Source organism: Aeromonas molluscorum 848, from assembly GCF_000388115.1.
Taxonomy (GTDB): Bacteria; Pseudomonadota; Gammaproteobacteria; order Enterobacterales; family Aeromonadaceae; genus Aeromonas; species Aeromonas molluscorum.
This window is the reverse complement of sequence record NZ_AQGQ01000078.1, coordinates 1-18,026: the sequence shown is the minus strand read 5'-3', so window position 1 is coordinate 18,026 and position 18,026 is coordinate 1. Positions and strand designations below refer to the sequence as shown.

The 18,026-nt window shown below is 62.3% G+C and carries 16 protein-coding genes, 1 pseudogene and 1 riboswitch; of the genes and pseudogenes, 6 read left to right on the top strand and 11 right to left on the bottom strand.

Going from position 1 to position 18,026, the window contains the following annotated elements:
• A partial coding sequence (locus tag G113_RS21055; protein ID WP_201765005.1) for a 2OG-Fe dioxygenase family protein occupies positions 1 to 367 on the bottom strand: 367 nt, incomplete at its 3' end.
• Positions 368 to 474: 107 nt separating this feature from the next.
• Here G113_RS21055 and G113_RS11760 point away from each other — a divergent pair.
• Positions 475 to 1,386 carry a LysR family transcriptional regulator gene (locus G113_RS11760; protein WP_005902174.1) on the top strand — a complete coding sequence of 304 codons (912 nt, stop codon included), beginning with the start codon at positions 475 to 477 and terminating at the stop codon, positions 1,384 to 1,386.
• A gap of 150 nt (positions 1,387 to 1,536) precedes the next feature.
• Here G113_RS11760 and thiH read toward each other — a convergent pair whose 3' ends face one another.
• From thiH to G113_RS11715, 9 genes are all read right to left on the bottom strand, one after another.
• The gene (thiH, locus tag G113_RS11755) at positions 1,537 to 2,685 is read right to left on the bottom strand and encodes a 2-iminoacetate synthase ThiH (protein ID WP_005902173.1); all 1,149 of its coding nucleotides are present in this window, start codon (positions 2,683 to 2,685) and stop codon (positions 1,537 to 1,539) included.
• Positions 2,682 to 3,449 carry a thiazole synthase gene (locus G113_RS11750; protein WP_005902172.1) on the bottom strand — a complete coding sequence of 256 codons (768 nt, stop codon included), beginning with the start codon at positions 3,447 to 3,449 and terminating at the stop codon, positions 2,682 to 2,684. The genes thiH and G113_RS11750 overlap by 4 nt, the downstream gene beginning before the upstream one ends.
• Before the next feature lies 1 nt (position 3,450).
• Complete coding sequence (thiS, locus tag G113_RS11745; RefSeq protein WP_005902171.1) at positions 3,451 to 3,651, bottom strand: sulfur carrier protein ThiS; 201 nt, start codon at positions 3,649 to 3,651, stop codon at positions 3,451 to 3,453.
• Positions 3,652 to 3,653: 2 nt separating this feature from the next.
• Complete coding sequence (locus tag G113_RS11740) at positions 3,654 to 4,415, bottom strand: HesA/MoeB/ThiF family protein (RefSeq protein ID WP_005902170.1); 762 nt, start codon at positions 4,413 to 4,415, stop codon at positions 3,654 to 3,656.
• A complete protein-coding gene (gene thiE, locus G113_RS11735; RefSeq protein WP_005902169.1) occupies positions 4,405 to 5,991 on the bottom strand; it encodes a thiamine phosphate synthase in 1,587 nt (528 codons plus the stop codon). The genes G113_RS11740 and thiE overlap by 11 nt, the downstream gene beginning before the upstream one ends.
• Positions 5,988 to 8,000, bottom strand: a complete 2,013-nt coding sequence (gene thiC / locus G113_RS11730) for a phosphomethylpyrimidine synthase ThiC (protein WP_005902167.1) — start codon at positions 7,998 to 8,000, stop codon at positions 5,988 to 5,990. The genes thiE and thiC overlap by 4 nt, the downstream gene beginning before the upstream one ends.
• 256 nt (positions 8,001 to 8,256) lie before the next feature.
• Positions 8,257 to 8,370: riboswitch (TPP riboswitch) on the bottom strand.
• A 105-nt stretch (positions 8,371 to 8,475) separates the two neighbouring features.
• Positions 8,476 to 9,957, bottom strand: a complete 1,482-nt coding sequence (gene aerA / locus G113_RS11725) for a beta-barrel pore-forming toxin aerolysin (protein ID WP_040319165.1) — start codon at positions 9,955 to 9,957, stop codon at positions 8,476 to 8,478.
• Positions 9,958 to 10,251: 294 nt separating this feature from the next.
• Positions 10,252 to 10,725, bottom strand: a complete 474-nt coding sequence (locus tag G113_RS11720) for a hypothetical protein (protein WP_005902164.1) — start codon at positions 10,723 to 10,725, stop codon at positions 10,252 to 10,254.
• 84 nt (positions 10,726 to 10,809) lie between these two features.
• The gene (locus tag G113_RS11715; RefSeq protein WP_005902162.1) at positions 10,810 to 11,238 is read right to left on the bottom strand and encodes a hypothetical protein; all 429 of its coding nucleotides are present in this window, start codon (positions 11,236 to 11,238) and stop codon (positions 10,810 to 10,812) included.
• Between the two features lie 91 nt (positions 11,239 to 11,329).
• Here G113_RS11715 and G113_RS11710 point away from each other — a divergent pair, with 91 nt between their 5' ends.
• Together G113_RS11710 and G113_RS11705 are read left to right on the top strand one after the other, a co-directional pair.
• Positions 11,330 to 12,001, top strand: a complete 672-nt coding sequence (locus tag G113_RS11710) for a response regulator transcription factor (protein WP_005902160.1) — start codon at positions 11,330 to 11,332, stop codon at positions 11,999 to 12,001.
• Positions 11,998 to 13,266: a sensor histidine kinase gene (locus G113_RS11705; protein WP_005902158.1), complete on the top strand. Its 1,269-nt coding sequence runs from the start codon at positions 11,998 to 12,000 to the stop codon at positions 13,264 to 13,266. Before G113_RS11710 ends, G113_RS11705 begins: the two co-directional genes overlap by 4 nt.
• Positions 13,267 to 13,311: 45 nt before the next feature.
• Here G113_RS11705 and G113_RS11700 read toward each other — a convergent pair whose 3' ends face one another.
• Positions 13,312 to 14,217, bottom strand: coding sequence for a 1,4-dihydroxy-2-naphthoate polyprenyltransferase (locus G113_RS11700; protein WP_040319164.1), 906 nt, complete (start codon positions 14,215 to 14,217; stop codon positions 13,312 to 13,314).
• A 208-nt stretch (positions 14,218 to 14,425) separates the two neighbouring features.
• Here G113_RS11700 and G113_RS11695 point away from each other — a divergent pair, with 208 nt between their 5' ends.
• From G113_RS11695 to G113_RS11685, 3 genes and pseudogenes are all read left to right on the top strand, one after another.
• Complete coding sequence (locus tag G113_RS11695) at positions 14,426 to 15,727, top strand: isochorismate synthase (RefSeq protein WP_005902154.1); 1,302 nt, start codon at positions 14,426 to 14,428, stop codon at positions 15,725 to 15,727.
• A 25-nt stretch (positions 15,728 to 15,752) separates the two neighbouring features.
• A complete protein-coding gene (gene menD / locus G113_RS11690) occupies positions 15,753 to 17,468 on the top strand; it encodes a 2-succinyl-5-enolpyruvyl-6-hydroxy-3-cyclohexene-1-carboxylic-acid synthase (RefSeq protein ID WP_005902151.1) in 1,716 nt (571 codons plus the stop codon).
• Positions 17,437 to 18,026, top strand: a pseudogene (locus G113_RS11685) (alpha/beta fold hydrolase); the annotation flags it as partial. The gene menD and the pseudogene G113_RS11685, both read left to right, overlap by 32 nt.

The following is an 18,026-nucleotide window of genomic DNA, read 5'->3' as shown; positions in this document are numbered from 1 at the left end:
TAGACTTAAAAAGTGGCATATATGGCATTTTTAGAATTGCCATTCTATGTGATTCAAAAAAGAGTGTGGAGTAACGTCTCAAACGATAAGTCCCACCATCTGCCATGTATTTATCGACAGCCAAACGATCCCAATGCGCCTTAAATAAATGCCAGTCAATATCATTGACTATGTCTACCGGCGAGCATAGCGCTCTCTCATAAAAATAGCCGCTTTCAATTATCTCATCAGAAGAACTAATAGTATCATTGAGCTGTGGAATGATTGGAAATGATATAATGCGACCATTTTCAGCCTTCATGCCATTAGCAAGCCACCCTAATGGCCTCAGCTTATCGTATTCTGTACAGGTAGATGTAACATCCATGAATATATTAACCTCTTAGTGCGCTTGCGTTGCGGTAGGAACATAGCATGTGATAGCATATCTCTCATATTTAGAATTCTGTTAATCCTCACTTAATGGCAATGTTAATGCTGGCTATAAATGATATAAAATTTTTCATTACCATTGCAGCTTGCAAAAATTTCTCCACCGCAGCAAAACAGCTGCATGTTTCAGCGCCTTATGTTACGCAGAAGCTCAGATCCCTCGAGGAAAAACTTGGTCTTATCCTAATTGAACGACAAGGCCGCCAGCTAAAAGTCACGGAGCATGGCCAAATATTGATCGATATGGGGCCAGAGGTCATTAGGCAAATGGCCTCAATTGAGGAGCAATTGAGATCAGCCAAAGATGACCTTTGCGGCCATATAAATATACTTGCACCTATTGGTTTCGGTGAGAAAAAGCTGTCTCCCATTATTGGTCAGTTCAAGCAACAACACCCGGCAGTATCTATTGATCTTACCCTATCTGATCGCCCTTCCTGGACAGACGCACCTCTCCAACCAGACATCATGTTTTATATTGGTGAATTAACCCAAGCACATCTTTATAGAATGGTCATCTCACCTACTCGTCGTGTCCTCTGTGCATCGCCAGACTATATTTCCACCATGCCAGTCCTGACAACGCCAGAACAACTAATGACTGAAAGGCATAATTGCATTGTATTGAGAGAAAATAATGAAGATGTTTCACTCTGGCGTTTCCAGCATATCGAATCAGGCAAAGAATATCGTCTCAGAGTGACGCCTTCACTTACCAGCAATATTGCCGATGTAGTGAAGCAGTGGGCTCTAGATGGATTGGGTATAATCAATCGTTCGGAATGGGATCTCATTACTGAACTCAATGCTGGCACTTTGGTGGAGCTACTCCCAGAATATTCCTTACCACAAGTGGACATTGTCGCACTTATGGCAACAGGTGAGAGTGCCCGCGCCCGTAAAATAAGTAGGTTTCTGGAATTCGCTAAAGGCAGGCTCAAAGAGATACTTTAACCACTAACTCTGTAATGAGTGATGGCGCCTGTCATTTAAACACTCGTTGTAGACAACACAGAATAACAGGATGCAATGAACGCAGTTAAATGCATCCTGTTATAGCCAGCCAGAAACCTACATACACTTGTGGTCCAGCTAACTGACTTATTATCTCCCCAAGAAGGGTTCCCAGTCCTTGAACACCGGCTGCAACCCCGCCTGCCGCACGGCGGCGGCGACCTCCCCCACAGAGCGGTCGTCGTGGATGGCGAACTGCTCCAGCTCCTCCTTGTCCCCTTCGGCATAGCCGCCCGGCTGGGTGCGCGACTCCGCCGACATCTGGGTGATGCCAAGGCGCAGGGCGCCGTTGCGAAACGCAGGGGACTCCCGGGTGGAGAGGGACAAGTCCAGGGTCGGCGAGAAGAGGCGCCAGGCGCAGATGAGCTGCACCAGTTGCCTGTCCGACATGGTCACCTCGGGCTCAAGTCCCCCGGTGCAGGGGCGCAGGCGCGGGAAGGAGAGGGAATAGCGGCTCTGCCAGTGGTGGCGCTCCATCCAGGCCAGATGCTCGGCGACGAAATAGCTGTCGGCGCGCCAGTCCGGCGACAGGCCGATGAGCGCGCCGAGGCCAATCTTGTCGATGCCGGCGCGCCCCAGCCTGTCCGGGGTGGCGAGGCGCCACGCGATATCCTGCTTGTTGCCGCGCAGGTGGTGGCGGGCGTAGGCGGGGGCGTGGTAGGTCTCCTGATAGACCATGACCGCATCCAGCCCCAGGGTCTTGAGCTCGGCGTATTCGGCCTCGGACAGGGGCTGCACCTCCATCGCCAGGGTGCTGAAGTGGCGGCGGATCCGCGGCAACTGCTCGCGAAAGTAGTCCATACCCACCTTGGTCTCGTGCTCGCCGGTCACCAGCAGCACGCTGTCAAAACCCCGCGCCTTGAGGGCCAGGCACTCGCGCTCGATTTCCTCGCTGTTCAGGGTCTTGCGCTTCAAGCGGTTGCTCATGGAGAAGCCGCAGTAGGAGCAGTCGTTGGCGCACAGGTTCGACAGATAGAGGGGCACGTAGAAGCCCACCGTATTGCCAAAGCGCTGGCGGGTGAGGCGCTCGGCCAGCTCCGCCATCCGGGGCAGGAAGGGCTCGGCGGCCGGGGAGATGAGCGCCATGAAGTCATCCAGGCTGCGGCGCGAACTGGCCAGCGCCTGCTCCACGTCCCTGGCCGTCTTGGCGCGGATACTCATGCCCACATGGTCCCACCCAAGCGCCTGCCATCTATCGAGAAAACTCGCCCCCTCGATAGGGGCGAAGTGCGCGCTCATAGGGCCTCCAGGAAATCGGTGAGCGGGCTGGAAGCCTGCGCCTGGCTGCCGCGCGCCCCGAGGCCCGCCTCATGGGCGCTGCGACCTGCCTCGCAGGCCAGCGCAAAGGCGCGGCCCATGGCGATAGGATCCCCGCTCACGGCAATCGCCGTATTGACCAGCACGGCATCGGCGCCGAGCTCGAAGGCGGCCGCCGCGTGGCTCGGCGCCCCTATCCCCGCATCCACCACCACGGGGACATTGGCCTGCTCGATGATGATCGACAGGAACTCCCGGGTCACCAGCCCCTGATTGGAGCCAATGGGGGCGCCGAGCGGCATGACGGCGGCGCAGCCCACCTCTTCGAGCCGCTTGCAGAGCACGGGATCGGCGCCGCAGTAGGGCAGCACCACGAAGCCCTCTCTCACCAGCTGTTCGGCGGCCTTGAGGGTCTCTATGGGGTCGGGCAGCAGATACTTGGGATCGGGGTGGATCTCGAGTTTCAGCCAGTTCGTCCCCAGCGCCTCCCGGGCCAGGTGGGCGGCAAACACCGCCTCGGCGGCGGTCTTGGCGCCGGAGGTGTTGGGCAGCAGCTTGACCCCGAGGGCCAGCAAGGGGCTCAGGATGTCGTCGTGGCGCTTGCCGGGCTCCAGGCGCTTGATGGCCATGGTGACGAGCTGGGAGCCACTCGCCGCGATGGCGGCCGCCATCTGCTCGGGGTGGGCAAACTTGCCTGTGCCGGTAAAGAGGCGCGATGAGAAGGTGTGATCGGCAATACGCAGCATGTCAGCCTCCCGCTATCGCGGTGAAGAGGTGGATCTCGTCCCCGTCATTGAGCCGGGTCTCTGGCCAGCGGCTGCGGGGCAGCACGGCGCCATTCAGGGCCACCGCCACCCCCTGGGGGGCAATCTCCTGCACCGCCAGCAGCTCGCTCAGGCTCTGGCCGATGGGCAGGGAGAGTTCGATATCGTTCAATCGGATCTTCATGGTTAATCCTTCAGGGCCGGGATGGCGCTGCCGCAGACAGGGCAGTCGGGATCGGCGGGCAGGTGCAGGGTCTGCCACTCATGGGCCAGGGCATCGAAGCGGCGCAATGTGCCCGCCACCGGGCTCGGCAGGCCGAGCAGCAATTTCAGTGCCTCCAGCGCCTGCAGGGAACCCATCACCCCCACCAGGGGGCCCGTGACGCCGCTGCTCTGGCAGCTCTCCCTGATTTCGGTATCCGCCGGGTAGAGGCAGGCGTAACAGGCCTGTTCGGGGGCGCTTCGCACCATCAGCTGGCCCTGCCAGCCGACGACGGCGGCGGAGATCCAGGGCTTGCCCTGGGCCACGCAGGCGGCGTTGATGGCGTGGCGAGTAGGGAGGTTGTCGCAGCAGTCGACAACCAGATCCACCTCGGCCACAAACTCCGGCAGGCTCTGCCCATCGAGTCGCTGGTTGATGGCAATCAACTCGAGGTGCGGGTTATGTTCCGCCAGTCGCTCCCGGGCCAGCTCGGCCTTGGAGCGACGCACGCCCTCGCCGGTGTAGAGGATCTGGCGCGGCAGATTGCTCGAATCCAGGGTGTCGCCATCGGCGAGCCACAGGGTGCCGACACCGGCCCCGGCCAGATAGAGGGCGAGCGGCGAGCCGAGGCCGCCGAGGCCGACGATCAGCACAGATTTCGCTTTCAGCCTCGCCTGCCCCGCCTCGCCGATCTCGCTCAGCATCAACTGCCTGCCGTAGCGCAGGTACTCTTCGTCAGAGAGCATGACTGGCCTCCTCTATCTGGTGCGGCCGCGCCGACAGGGGGGCATCCCCTGCCCCCACGGCGGCCAGCAGGCGAGCGGTCGCCCCCTGCCAGTCGTCGCTCGCCGTGATGGCCGAGACCAGGGCGATGCTGCCCACCCCGCTCTCCTGGACCGCCGCGACCCGCTCCTCGCCGATGCCGCCGATGGCGACCGTGGGCCAGTCCTGCATCAGGGCGCGGTAGTGGTGCAATCGCACCAGTCCCTGGGGGCGGGAGGGCATCTGCTTGGTGTTGGTCGGGAAGATATGACCGAGCGCGATATAGGAGGGCGCCAATTCCCGGGCCCGCATCAGCTCGAAGTAGCCGTGGGTGGAGATGCCAAGGCGCAGCCCGGCGGCCTGGATGGCGGCGAGATCGGCGCTCTCCATGTCCTCCTGCCCCAGATGCACCCCATAGGCGCCGGCGGCGATGGCCTGCTGCCAATAGTCGTTGATAAAGAGGCGCGCGCCATGGCGGCGACCCAGGGCCACCGCCTCACGAATGGCGGGCGCCACCTCATCGGCAGGCAGATCCTTGATGCGCAGTTGCACTGTCTTGACCCCGGCCCCCAGCAACCGTTCGAGCCACCTGACCGAATCCACCACAGGGTAGAGGCCGAGACGATGCTCGGTCGGGGCAAAGGGGCCATCGGGCAGGCGAGCCTCGCTGGCGGGATAGAGCGCGAAACGGCGATCCAGGCTGGAGCCCGCCAATACGGCCCGGGGAAAGTGGGCGAGGCTGGTCGGCCAGCCCAGATGGGCGATGGGGCCTGGGCCTGCCCCCACCCCCTGCGCCCCTGCCAGCCCCTGCTGGAGGTAGGCGCGCGCCACCGTGGTGGCGTCTTCCACCGGGTAGTCCTGCGCCACCACGGCGGCGATGGCGCTGGCGTAAGCGCAGCCGGTGCCGTGACCGTGGCGGGTATCGAGCCGCGGCGCGGCGAGCCAGAATTCGCGGCTCTCGTCCTGGTAGTAGTCGAGGCAGTGATCCCCGCTCCACTCAAGGTGCCCCCCCTTGACCAGCACGGCGCGGGCGCCGAGCTCCCGCAGCCGGGCCGCCCCCGCCCGAACCAGTTCGGGGCTGGTCGCGGGAATGCCGGTCAGCGCCTCCAGCTCCGGGCCGTTGGGGGTGATGAGCGACAGACGGGGCAGCAGCTGCTCGCGCACCGCCGCCAGCATGTTCGGCTCCGCCATGGGGGTGCCAGTGCTGGCGATGGCGACCGGGTCATAGACCACGAAGGGGGCATGCAGGGTATCGAGGCGCCGGGCCAGCACCTCCACATGGAGTCGGGTCGGCAGCAAGCCTATCTTGATGGCAGCCGGGGGCAGATCGACGCCGAGGGCGTCGATCTGGGCGGTGAAGGACTGCATCAGCACGGGGTCGACCATCTTCACCGCCACCGAGTTCTGGGCTGTGATGGCGGAGATGACCGAGCAGCCGTGCACGCCAAGGTCGTGCAATGTGTGCAAGTCGGCCTGAATACCGGCCCCGCCCCCCGAGTCTGAACCGGCTATGGTCCAGACAATGGGCCTGGCAGCCTGTTGTGGGACCATGGGGTTCATGCCTCTTCCTTGAGGTTGGCGGCTTGATGGTAGATCTCGCCCCCCTTCTCCTTGAAGGTTTCCGCCATGCGGGCCATGCCGCTTTCGACCTCGGCCTGCACCCGCTGCTGCTGACCATCCATACCCACCAGCTTCACCTCTATGGTTTCCAGCTTGGCGGCATCGAGTTTGGCGGCGTAATCGCGCACGTCCTGGGTGATCTTCATGGAGCAGAACTTGGGGCCACACATGGAGCAGAAGTGAGCCACCTTGCCGGACTCCTGGGGCAGGGTCTCGTCGTGATAGCTGCGGGCGGTTTCGGGATCCAGCGCCAGATTGAACTGATCCTCCCAGCGGAACTCGAAGCGCGCCTTGGACATGGCGTTGTCGCGGATCTGGGCACCGGGGTGACCCTTGGCGAGATCGGCGGCGTGGGCGGCAATCTTGTAGGTAATGAGGCCTTGCTTTACGTCCTCCTTGTTGGGCAGCCCCAGGTGCTCCTTGGGGGTGACGTAGCAGAGCATGGCGCAGCCGTACCAGCCGATCATGGCGGCGCCTATGCCGGAGGTGAAGTGATCGTAGCCCGGCGCTATGTCGGTGGTGAGCGGACCCAGGGTATAGAAAGGCGCCTCGTGGCAGTGCTCCAGCTGCTCTGTCATGTTGCGCTCTATCATGTGCATGGGCACGTGACCGGGACCCTCTATCATCACCTGCACGTCGTACTCCCAGGCGATCTTGGTCAGCTCCCCCAGGGTGCGCAGCTCGGCGAACTGGGCCTCGTCGTTGGCATCATAAATAGAGCCAGGACGCAGGCCGTCGCCGAGCGACAAAGCCACGTCATAGGCGGCGCAGATCTCGCAGATCTCGCGAAAATGCTCGTAAAGGAAGCTCTCCTTGTGGTGAGAGAGGCACCACTTGGCCATGATGCTGCCGCCCCGGGAGACGATGCCGGTGAGGCGCTTGGCGGTCATGGGCACGTAGCGCAGCAGGACGCCGGCATGGATGGTGAAGTAGTCCACCCCCTGCTCGGCCTGTTCCAGCAGGGTGTCGCGAAACAGCTCCCAGGTGAGATCCTCGGCGATGCCGTTGGTCTTCTCCAGGGCCTGATAGATGGGCACTGTGCCGATGGGTACCGGGCTGTTGCGCAGGATCCACTCCCGGGTCTCGTGGATGTAGCGGCCGGTGGAGAGATCCATGACGGTGTCGGCGCCCCAGCGGGTCGACCAGACCAGCTTCTCCACCTCCTCTTCGATGCTGGAGCTGACCGCCGAGTTGCCTATGTTGGCGTTGATCTTCACCAGGAAGTTGCGGCCGATGATCATCGGCTCGGCTTCCGGGTGGTTGATGTTGCTGGGGATGATGGCGCGGCCTGCGGCCACCTCGGCGCGCACGAACTCGGGGGTGATGCTGTCTGGCAACTTGGCGCCAAAACCCTGACCCGGATGCTGGGTCAACAGCAGCTCGGAGCGCACCCGCTCACGGCCCATGTTCTCGCGAATGGCGATGAACTCCATCTCGGGGGTGATGATCCCCTGGCGGGCATAGTGCAACTGGCTGACCCACTTGCCAGCCTTGGCGCGGCGCGCCTTGGGCAGGTGTTCAAAACGCAGGTGATCCAGCCCCTCGTCGGCGAGACGCTCCTGGGTGAAGGCGGAGCTGAGATCATCGAGTGGCTCGGTGTCACCCCGCTCCAGCACCCAGGCTTCCCGCAGGCGCGGCAGGCCGCGGCGCACGTCAATCTCGGCCTGCTCGTCGCCGTAGGCACCCGAGGTGTCGTAGACGGGCACCGGCTCGTTGGCTTCGAACTTGGGGTTCTCTTCCGTGCCACCGACGAAGGTATCGGCCAGGGTGATCTCCCTCAGCCCCACCTGGATGTCGGGGCGTGACCCCTGGATGAAGATGCGTTTGGAGTTGGGATGGGCCATGCCCTTCAAGTTGTCAATGAAGGTCTGGGCGCTGGCGCGTTGCTGGCGACGGCCGACGGGGACTGACTTGGCATTTTCCGGTGCGGAAGTTTTTGAGGTAGACATAGCAAAACTCACATTAACTGGTTGAAGTTATGGGTTTGCTTGTCTGGAGTTCGAGGAGAAGTGATGAACCAGGAGCTGAGATCTGCTCTCAAGAGGGAGGGGATGCCCGCTGGCTCCCGATTCGTCCTTGTCGCTGCCTGATGTTGCCACCTAGATGGCCCCTGGCAGGGCAAGCTCCCTCTTGTGCGCCTTGACTCATCGAGGGATAGTCCTTTCGATGAGCGGGAGAGGCTTGTCCCTCCCCCGGCGCGGCAACCCTCTGGTTACCCTTGTTTCCCTTCGCAGGTTCTAGCCTGATCAGGTTCCACGGATCCCGAATTAACGGTCTCAGCCTCGCGTCGTTCGACGGTCGGCACTCCGACAAGATGGCGCCAGTATAAGTGGGGAAATGGAAAGCACAAGCCTTTAACAAGCCCGACCAGTACAAACAACAACCGGGCCATGGGCCCGGTTCTCTTACTGCAACGCGCTGCCGTTATTGATTGGTGGCAGGGGTCACGCTGAGGCTGACATTGTTGAAGCCAAGCCCGGAGAGCTCCTGCGTATCAAGCGGGATCTCCAGTCTCAGGCCCGGAGCACCACCGTCCACACTGCGAGCACGGCGCACCTTGCTGCCAGCCGCGAGCGGCACGGGAGCGCCGATCTCGATGTTGCCGGCAAACTGGCTCTCGGCACTGAAATCGCCGGTGATCCCCGCCCGCACCGGGCGCAGCACCCTAGCCAGGTTATTCTGCATGGTAGGCAGACCGTTCTGCTGTATGGTCCAGTTCCAGTCCCACCACTTCACTTCACCCGGGATGTAACGCTTGTCCCACTGGTAACGAATGCTGCTCGCCTTGTCCTTGTACGGACCTATGACGAAGGTGTGGTTCCAGTTCGGACGGTTATCCGGATGGGTATGCCAGGCGTTGCCGCCCCAGCGCAGGAAACCGCTCAGGGTCAGGTCATAGCTGACATCGGCCTTGAACTCGTAGGGGTAGGAGATGTCGGCTTTGTAGAGCTCTATCTTCACCGGGATCTTGGAGCGGGCCGGCACAGTCGGGCGCACGGACTGGGACAAAGAGGTGGTGGTCGAGCCCCCATTCTGGGACGCCCAGGACTGGTTGGCGGCAATCTCGATGGAGAGCTCGGTTTCCCCCACCAGCGGCCACTTGAACTTGTTCTTGGTGGTCACCTTCTCGCTCAGGCCATAGGTGTTGGTCTTGGACCAGTTGGTGGCGGTGTCGTAGCGCAGGGTAACGTCATAGCCGGATTGGGGGGTGTCGCTGTCGTTGACCGCCCAGCCCACCACAGTCTTGACCAGCTGGCGGTCAGACTGGGTGACATCGCCATGCTTGAAGCTGTCAGGATCCAGGTGATAGGCGAAGTTGCTGACCCGGATGCTGCTCTTCTCGCCACAGCGATAGCCGTCACAGCCACCATCATTGTTGCCACGGATCACCCAGCCATCGCCATCACGGGTCACATCCATGTCTTCACCGACATATTGACTGTGATTGCCGCTCACCCAGGCATAGCCAAGATAGTTGGCCAGATAACTGGTTGGTTTGATGAAATTAGCGCTGTCATGTACCAGTCGCCATTGCACGTCTATTTCATCACCATCTGGAATATCCAAGGCGGATAAAGCCGGTATTTCACCTGTGACAGGGCTGGTCGGATAACACCAGGTATTGGATGCTGCCCCTGGTTTTATTTCACCATTATACCCCGGCCCCATAATGACCCAGCCGTTGGCAAGCCCGCTTATTTGCCATTGCCCCATCATATTGACAATATTGCTTTTAACGCTTTGAGCCTCTTCGCGATTGATAGGGCGATACCTGTCGCCACAGACCTCCTGGCCCAATGAAAACAAGCGTAGCTGATCTGGATAGACGGGCTCTGCCGCTTGAGCCTGTGCCATCAGCAGGCCGGACATGATGAATGACAAGCCAGTTATTTTTAATTTTCGCATAGCAACCCCGATATATTGAACATTGACATGCATCCACCGAGCTAATAAACCTGTAGGTCGCATGTGAGTACGACAGTATCAGCCGCATTAATATCAATGTGCGATCTCGCCCACACTTTAATATGTGTTGCATATTAACAAAGCCATTAGTTGACGATCGTTCAATATTGACAAATATAATATCAGGGAATCTACCCCATAATATTATTCGTCACTTCTTCATTGCCCGGCATATATATGAAATATATTTCTAAATTAGCAAAAACAATATTATTCTATTCAATGGCGTGAACCTTATTCCGATTCATCCTCGGGGTTGGGGATCAGGATCTCGGTCAGACGACCCGCTTCGTTGCGGCTCAGCACCAGTTGGCGGCCCGGTTGCAGGTCGGCGGCCAGGCCATTGATCAGCCTGACATCCGGCGTGAGCGAGACCGCCCCCAGCCGCGCCAGCAAGAGGCGATCCCCCTGCCGGGCCAGCAGCCGATCCTGAGCCCTGCGCCAGTTGAGCCTATCTTCGGCCTGCCAGGAGGCGCCGAGGGGGCGGATCCGCTGCGCCACCCCCTGCTCACTGTCGATGGCCAGCCAGACGCCGGGCCTGAGGATGGCATTTCCCCCTTCCACCCGGGCACTGCCCAACTCCAGCTCGGCCCCTTGAAATTGCAGATGGATGCCATCGTTATGCTCCAGTTCCACCAGCCAGCGCTCGGGCTGGTCGGCAGGGGCGTGCAAGGGGAGCAACAGCAGGAACAGTGCGGTTCTGGTCATAGCAGACAAGTCCATGGTCAACCCAGCGATGAGGTTTAACTATGGGCCTGGACGGGTAATTTTTCCGCTCGACTGAGCAGCGATTCAATCATCCTCTCGGCACTGGCTCAGACGCAGGCCGTCGAAGCGACACTCCAGCTCTAGCCAGCGTCCCTCGAAGGGCGCCAGGCTCTCGTCGGCGGCGCCATAGCCCCAGACTCGCCCCTGCTCTACCTGTCCCTCCAGCTCCATCTCATCCTTTTCTTCCAGAGGCTCCACCTCGCGGATCAGCCGTCGCGCCCCCTGCGCCGTCGTCTGCACCTCCCCTTCCAGCTCGACCCAGGTACCGCCAAGATCATCTTCGTCGAGACCCTCCTTGAAGCGAGTCTGTTCGTCGAGCACGAAGGGGATGCCATTGACCATCAGCTGACCCAGTTGCCAGGTGGTACGACCGGTCAGTTTGAACTCGGCCGACTGCACAGTGCCAAATGGCAACAATATAAGCAGCAGGAGAGCGCAGAGAGACTTCTTCATCGGGGATCCTCGGGGTTACACTGCCATACAGGATGCCTTATCCGGTGTGAGATGACCGTGAAAATATCGGTCAAGAGCAGGAGATCGATAGATGAGAATACTGGTGGTGGAAGACAATCCCCAGGTGGCAGAAACCATCATGGATTATCTGGAGCTGGCAGGGCACAGCATGGACTGTGCCTATCACGGCCAGGCCGCCCTGCAGCTGCTGGCCGAGCAGCGCTTTGACGTCATTATCATGGACGTCATGATGCCGCGCCTCGACGGCCTCTCCACGGTCGAGCGGCTGAGGGCCGACGGCATTGCCACCCCAGTGCTGTTTCTCACCGCCCGCGATGCCCTGGCCGACAAGCTGGCCGGTTTCAAGGCTGGGGGGGATGACTACCTGGTCAAGCCCTTCGCCATGGAAGAGCTGGAGGTGCGGTTGCAGGCCCTGGCCCTGCGCGGCCCCCGGGGCGATATCGCCGCCCCCCTGCGTTTTGGCGAGCTGGAGGTGGATCCCGCAGCGGGCCGTGCCAAGCGGGCCGGGGTCGAGCTCAAGATAGGCAAGATCCCCTTTCAAATACTCAGCCTGCTGACCCGCCGCGCACCGGCCCTGGTGAGCCGCCAGGAACTGCTCGACACCATCTGGGGCGATGACGAACCTGACTCCGACGCCCTGCGCAGCCACATTTATGCCCTGCGCAACGCGCTGGACAAGCCGTTCGAGCACCCCATGCTGGAGACGCTGCACGGCCAGGGCTATCGGCTGGTCACCCCATGACCCCGCAAGCGGCCCTGCCCAGCCTGCGCCGCCGACTGGTGCTGATCCTCGGCAGCGCCGGCCTGCTGCTGCTGGTGCTGATCAGCCTGCTGATGGTGGTGGCGGAGGACAAGATGGAGGAACTGAGCCTGCGCCACTGGCTGGAGGCCGAGGCGACCCGCTACCAGGATGACTGGCTGCGGTTGGGAGATCAGGCCCCCGCCCCCAGCCCGCGCCAATTTTCCAGCTACTGGACCGAGCGGGGTCGCCTGCCCGTCTGGCTCAAACCCTACCAGGCCCCGGGCTTTTTCGAGCAACAGCTCGCCGATGAGGACAAGCACTTCCTGGTGCGCCCCCACCCCTCGGGTCAGGGGCTCATCTATCTGGTATTCAACGATGATGCCGACGACTACCTGGACCCTTATGAAGACAAACTGCACCTGACCACCCGCCTCATCGGTCTGGCCCTGCTGCTGGCCTGCATCGGTTTTGGCATCTGGCTGGTCGGCCATCTGGTCGGCCCCCTGGACAGGCTGCGGCTGAGGGTCACCCGGCTGACCCCGGATCGGGCCGACTTCATTCCCGATGCCCCCTGGCAGGAGCTGCGGGAGATAGAGCTGGCGCTGCTCGAAGGCAAACACGAGGTGGCCGCCGTATTCGCCCGGGAGCAGGAGTTCAGCCGCTTCGCCAGCCATGAGCTGCGCACCCCCAACATGGTGATCCAGGGCTCGGCCGCCCTGCTCGGCAAGGTGACGGATCTGCCCGCCCCGGTGCAACGTGCCACCGCCCGCATCCGCGCCGCCAGCGACGAGATGGCGCTGCTCACCGAGACCTTCCTGCTGCTGGGCCGCAAGGAGGCCGTGGAGCGCCCGCCCCAACAGGTGGCCCCCCTGATCCAGCAGGAGCTGGCACGCCTGGCCCCCTTGCTGCAGCGGGAGAGCCTCGACATCCAGCTGGCCCTGGATGAGCAGAGCAAGGTGCACGCCCCCCTCTCCCTGCTCGCCATCGCGCTGGGCAACCTGCTCAAAAATGCCCTGAGCTATGCCGATGGTCATATCGACATCCGGCTGGAAGGGGAGACACTCACCATCAGCAATCCCACGGCGGCGGTGCCGGATCAGATCCTGGGCTATGGCTGTGGCCTCACCATCATAGAACGCATCTGTGACAAGCTGGGCTGGCAGATAACAACCCGCCTGGAGCAGGGGGTGTTTCGTGCCCGCCTGTGCATGAGCGACCCCGAGCTGACCCTCCCCGAGGAGGGGGCCGGGCCTGCGCCATCATGAAAAGAGGCGCCCAGTGGGCGCCTCTTTTCATGGCGGGCACATCCCTCAGGAGAGGGCCAGCCCCAGGGAGAGCAGCAAACTGTAGAGAAAGGCGCTGATGGCCGTCTTCTTGAGGGCGCCGGTCAGCACCTCGCCATCATGGCTCTGGCGCAGGGTCCGGGCGGCATCGGTCAGCGGCTTGAGCGCCGGCAGGAAGATCCAGGGCCAGAAGCCGGTCGGCTGGGTCAGCAGGAAGGCGACGGTGGCCAGCAGCGCCGCCCCCAGCAGGGCGCAATGATAGGCAATGGCGCGATTGCGGCCAAGCCGCACCGCCAGGGTTATCTTGCCGCTGGCGGCATCCGTCTCTATGTCGCGCACATTGTTGATGTTGAGCACAGCGGTGGCCAGCAAGCCGCAGGCGGCGGCGGGCAGCAACAGATCCCACTCCAGGGTCTGGGTGAACAGATAGTAGGAGCCGAGCACCCCCAGCAGGCCGAAGAAGAGAAACACCGAGATGTCACCGAAGCCGCGATAGCCATAGGGCGTCTTGCCGACCGTGTAGGTGATGGCCGCAATGATGGCGGCGCCGCCCAGACCGACGAAGGCGAGGATCTGCAGCCACTGCTCGCCGAAGACAGTGATCAACAGGGCGAGGCCGCTCACTACCGCAGCCAGGGCGGTCAGCCCCATGGCCAGGCACATCTGATGACGACTGATAAGCCCGGAAACCACGGCGCGCTGGGGGCCGATCCGCTCACCATTGTCGGCGCCGGAGACGGCATCCCCGTAGTCGTTGGCCAGGTTGGAGAGGATCTGCAGCAAGATGGCGGTCAGCAGCGAGAGCGCCATGATGCCGCCATCGAAGGCGCCGCGACTGGCAGCCAGGCCCGACCCCAGCAAGATGGATGAGCAGGCCAGGGGCAGGGTTCGCAAACGCGCCGCCAGCAACCACACAGAGAAGGTTTTTGTCATATTTTGGTGGCCAAACAATCAGATATTGATCGTGTTAAGGGTTATCGAAACGGATTTGGGTATACTTGCCAGCCTGGGAGCCGGGCTCCCTTGGGCAATTTACATGGACGAATGGGCAGATAATATATAGGAATAATCGCCCTTTGGCATAAACCCGCGGCCTGCACCGCCCATTAGACCGTCACCCCAAGGCTCGGATACGAAATCCATGTTGACTCAGACCCATATCAAGCAACAACTGGACGCCCTGCGTCACGACAAGGCCTGCGGCTTGGTGAGAGTGCGCGTGGCAATGGAGGTGGACTCCTTCCTCGGCTGGCTCAACGCCCAAACCCTCTATCCACGCATCTACTGGCATGCCAGGGGAGATGACAAACCCCAGTATGTGGCCCTGGGCTGCATCCGCGAGCTGACTGGACCCGAACAGATCCAGCAGATAGGTACCCATGGCAATCAGGACGAGAGCCCACGCTATTACGGCGGTCTCGCCTTCGATCCCGAGCAGCACGACTGGCCGGGCTTCGGTCCTTGCCGCTTCGTGCTGCCACGGGTTGAGCTGATACGCCGCGGCGAGTGCGTCAGCCTCTGCCTCAACCTCTGGTTCGATGAGGGTAACCGGGAGGCCGAGCTAACCGCCGCCCTCAGCGCCTTGACGGCCCTGCAGCCCGAGGCCCCCTTGCCATCCCTGCAGCCCCAACAGTGGCAACGGCACGACAGTCCGGATTTCCCCCAGTGGCAACGGTTGGTGGCAACGGTCACCGCCCCCGCATTCCAGACCCTGACGCCCAAAGTGGTGCTCTCCCGGGAGAGTCGACTCGAAGGCGCCAGCGTCAACCCCTGGAGCCTGCTGGCAAGCTGGGCCCTGCAGGCCGAGGAGTGCTTCCAGTTCGGCTTCCAGTTCGAACCAGACGAGGCCTTCATCGCCTGCTCCCCCGAGCGCCTCTATCGCCGCGAGCAGCGCCATCTCTATACCGAAGCGCTGGCGGGTACCATACGCCGCAGTGGTGACGAGATGACGGATGCCCAGCTCGCCGCCGAGCTGTTGGGCGATGGCAAGAACCGGCTTGAGAACCGTCTGGTGCATGCCGACATATTGCAGCGCCTCGCCCCCCTGACCCATGACGCCAGCCTGACCGAGCCTCGCGTGCTGAAATTGCGGCTGCTGCAACACCTCAAGTGCGACATCGAGGCCGAATTGCATCCCGAGGTAAGCGACGGGCAACTGCTGGCGGCCCTGCATCCGACCCCGGCCGTGGGCGGCGCCCCCCGGGAAGCGGCGCTGCGCTTCATCCGCGACCATGAACCCCATGCTCGCGGCTGGTATGCAGGCGCCTGTGGCATGCTGAGCCGGGAGACCTCGGAATTCAGCGTGGCCATCCGCAGCGCCCTTGTCAGGCCCCACGCAGTCACCCTGTTCGCCGGGGCAGGCATAGTCGCAGGATCAGAACCTGCCGCCGAGTGGGCCGAGCTCGACAACAAGATAGCCAACGTCCTGTCCCTGCTGGGATAGCACCAACCCCCATAGCGAGAGCCTCATGTTCGCGAGCCGTCATGCCACCTTCAATCACGTCTGGTCCTCCCTCCTGCTGGAGGAGCTCCATCGCCTCGGGGTACGCGACCTGGCGCTGGCCGCCGGTTCACGCTCGGCGCCCCTGACCATGGCGGCGGCGGCCCATCCCGGCTTTCGCCGTCACCTGCATTTCGACGAGCGGGGACTGGGCTTCATGGCCCTGGGGCTGGCCAAGGGCAGTGGCCGTCCGGTCGCCATCATCACCACCTCGGGGACGGCGGTTGCCAATCTCTGGCCTGCGGTTGCCGAAGCTCAGCTGACCGGGGTGCCCCTGATACTGCTGACGGCGGATCGCCCCCCCGAACTCATCGACAATGGTGCCAATCAGGCCATAGATCAGCAGGGCATCTTCGCCCGCTACCCCGTCTATCAGCAGAATCTGCCGAGCCCAAGCCCGACCATCCCCGCCGCCTTCGTGCTGAGCTCTGTGGATCAAGCCCTGGCCAGACAGGCGCTGACCCCGGGGCCGGTGCACTTCAACTGTATGTATCCAGAGCCCCTCTATCCGGGGGATGAGTATCTCGATTTCAGCGATTATCTGGCTCCACTCGGAGACTGGCTGCACTCGGCGCAAGCCTGGAGCCCCTGGCAGAGCGGCCTGGCCCCCTGCCCGGCCCAGCCGGATTGGTCTGAATTGAGTACCAAGCGAGGCATCATCGTCGCCGGTCGCATCGAGGACCCCGAGCAAGCCAGCGCCATCGCAGCCCTGAGTGAGCGGCTCGGCTGGCCGCTATTGGCGGATCTGCAAAGCCAGCTCCACTTCGATGGCCGCAATCTCGGTCACCATGATCTGGCCCTGCAAGATGACCATTTTCGCGCCGAGCTGGCCCGGGCCGAGGTGCTGCTGCAATTTGGCGCCCGCCTCATCTCCAAGCGGCTCGGTCAGTTCATCAAGAGCCATCCCTGGCAGGATTACTGGCTCATCGACCCCCAACCGGCCCGGCTCGATCCCGACTACCGGCTGCGCCGCCGCCTGCTCTGTACGCCCGGCGCTTTCCTGGCCGCGCACACGCACCCCTCGGGCAATGCTCCCTGGCACCACTTGCACGACGTGCAGCGCGCCAGCAGCCTGAAGATAGCCACCGCCTGCAATCGCTTCTCCGAACTCGGGGTCTGCCACCGTCTGGGCGCCCTCATCGAGGGACAGCTCTTTGTGGGCAACAGCATGCCGGCCCGCTTGATGGACATGCTCGGAGAGCCGGGCAAGGGCCCGAGCCGGGTGATGACCAATCGCGGCGCCTCCGGCATCGACGGCCTGATCGCCACCGCCTTCGGCTTTGCCCAAACCAGCCCCCAGGCCACGACCCTGCTCATCGGCGATCTCAGCGCCCTGCACGATCTCAACAGCCTTGCGCTGCTCACCAAGGCGATCGCCCCCCTGGTGGTGATCATTCTCAACAACGACGGCGGTAGCATCTTCCGCCTGCTGCCCGTGCCCAAGGGCGATCTGCTGGAGAGCTACTACTGCCTGCCCCACGGCCTGGATTTTGCGCAGGCCGCCGCCATGTTCGGCCTCGGTTATCAAGCCCCGGCGACCCTGGCCCAGTTCGAGCAGACCTACCGCGAGGCCCTGACAAGCCCCGAGCCGGAAAAGAAAGTAACCCTGATTGAAATCAAGGTGCCGAGCCGCGAAGTGGCCGAGGATCTCCATGCTCTGGGCGTACAGATCCGTGGCCACTGAGCCGCTGTCCGCCGAGGTGCCGCTGGTCCTGCTCCATGGGCTGCTCGGCGATGGCCACGACTGGCGGCCGGTAATGGATGCTCTGCCGGAGATCGGGATGATTGCACTGGACTTGCCCGGCCATGGGAGCAATCGGGGGCTCGGGGTGAACGGCTTCGAGCAGGCTCATCAGTGGCTGTGCGATGCACTGCGGGCGAGAGGCATCTCCCGTTACCGGCTGGCGGGCTACTCCCTCGGAGGGCGCCTCGCCCTTTATCACGCCAGCCAGGCACCGGTCGGGCTGCATGGGCTGCTGCTGGAAAACTGCCACCCGGGCCTGCCCCTGGGCGAGCGAGAGGCTCGCCTTGCCCATGACGAGGCCTGGGCCAGGCGCTTTGAGAGTGAACCGCTGGCTGAGGTCCTTGCCGACTGGTACCAGCAGGGGGTGTTTGCGGATCTCGATGAAGAGCAAAGAGAGCGGCAACTGGCCAGACGGCTAGGCAATGATGGCCACGCCGTCGCCGCCATGCTCAGAGCCAGCTCCCCTGGGCCGCCAGCCGGATCTCGCCCCCTCGGCTC

Bases quoted from the DNA above. Each gene is read 5' to 3' on its own strand.
- aerA (WP_040319165.1), bottom strand. From the start codon at position 9,957: ATGCGAAAATTAAAAATAACTGGCTTGTCATTCATCATGTCCGGCCTG.
- thiE (WP_005902169.1), bottom strand. From the start codon at position 5,991: ATGAACCCCATGGTCCCACAACAGGCTGCCAGGCCCATTGTCTGGACC.
- thiH (WP_005902173.1), bottom strand. From the start codon at position 2,685: ATGAGCGCGCACTTCGCCCCTATCGAGGGGGCGAGTTTTCTCGATAGA.
- G113_RS11705 (WP_005902158.1), top strand. From the start codon at position 11,998: ATGACCCCGCAAGCGGCCCTGCCCAGCCTGCGCCGCCGACTGGTGCTG.
- G113_RS11700 (WP_040319164.1), bottom strand. From the start codon at position 14,217: ATGACAAAAACCTTCTCTGTGTGGTTGCTGGCGGCGCGTTTGCGAACC.
- G113_RS11710 (WP_005902160.1), top strand. From the start codon at position 11,330: ATGAGAATACTGGTGGTGGAAGACAATCCCCAGGTGGCAGAAACCATC.
- thiC (WP_005902167.1), bottom strand. From the start codon at position 8,000: ATGTCTACCTCAAAAACTTCCGCACCGGAAAATGCCAAGTCAGTCCCC.
- G113_RS11740 (WP_005902170.1), bottom strand. From the start codon at position 4,415: ATGCTCTCTGACGAAGAGTACCTGCGCTACGGCAGGCAGTTGATGCTG.
- G113_RS11760 (WP_005902174.1), top strand. From the start codon at position 475: ATGCTGGCTATAAATGATATAAAATTTTTCATTACCATTGCAGCTTGC.
- G113_RS11720 (WP_005902164.1), bottom strand. From the start codon at position 10,725: ATGACCAGAACCGCACTGTTCCTGCTGTTGCTCCCCTTGCACGCCCCT.
- thiS (WP_005902171.1), bottom strand. From the start codon at position 3,651: ATGAAGATCCGATTGAACGATATCGAACTCTCCCTGCCCATCGGCCAG.
- G113_RS11715 (WP_005902162.1), bottom strand. From the start codon at position 11,238: ATGAAGAAGTCTCTCTGCGCTCTCCTGCTGCTTATATTGTTGCCATTT.
- G113_RS11695 (WP_005902154.1), top strand. From the start codon at position 14,426: ATGTTGACTCAGACCCATATCAAGCAACAACTGGACGCCCTGCGTCAC.
- G113_RS11750 (WP_005902172.1), bottom strand. From the start codon at position 3,449: ATGCTGCGTATTGCCGATCACACCTTCTCATCGCGCCTCTTTACCGGC.
- menD (WP_005902151.1), top strand. From the start codon at position 15,753: ATGTTCGCGAGCCGTCATGCCACCTTCAATCACGTCTGGTCCTCCCTC.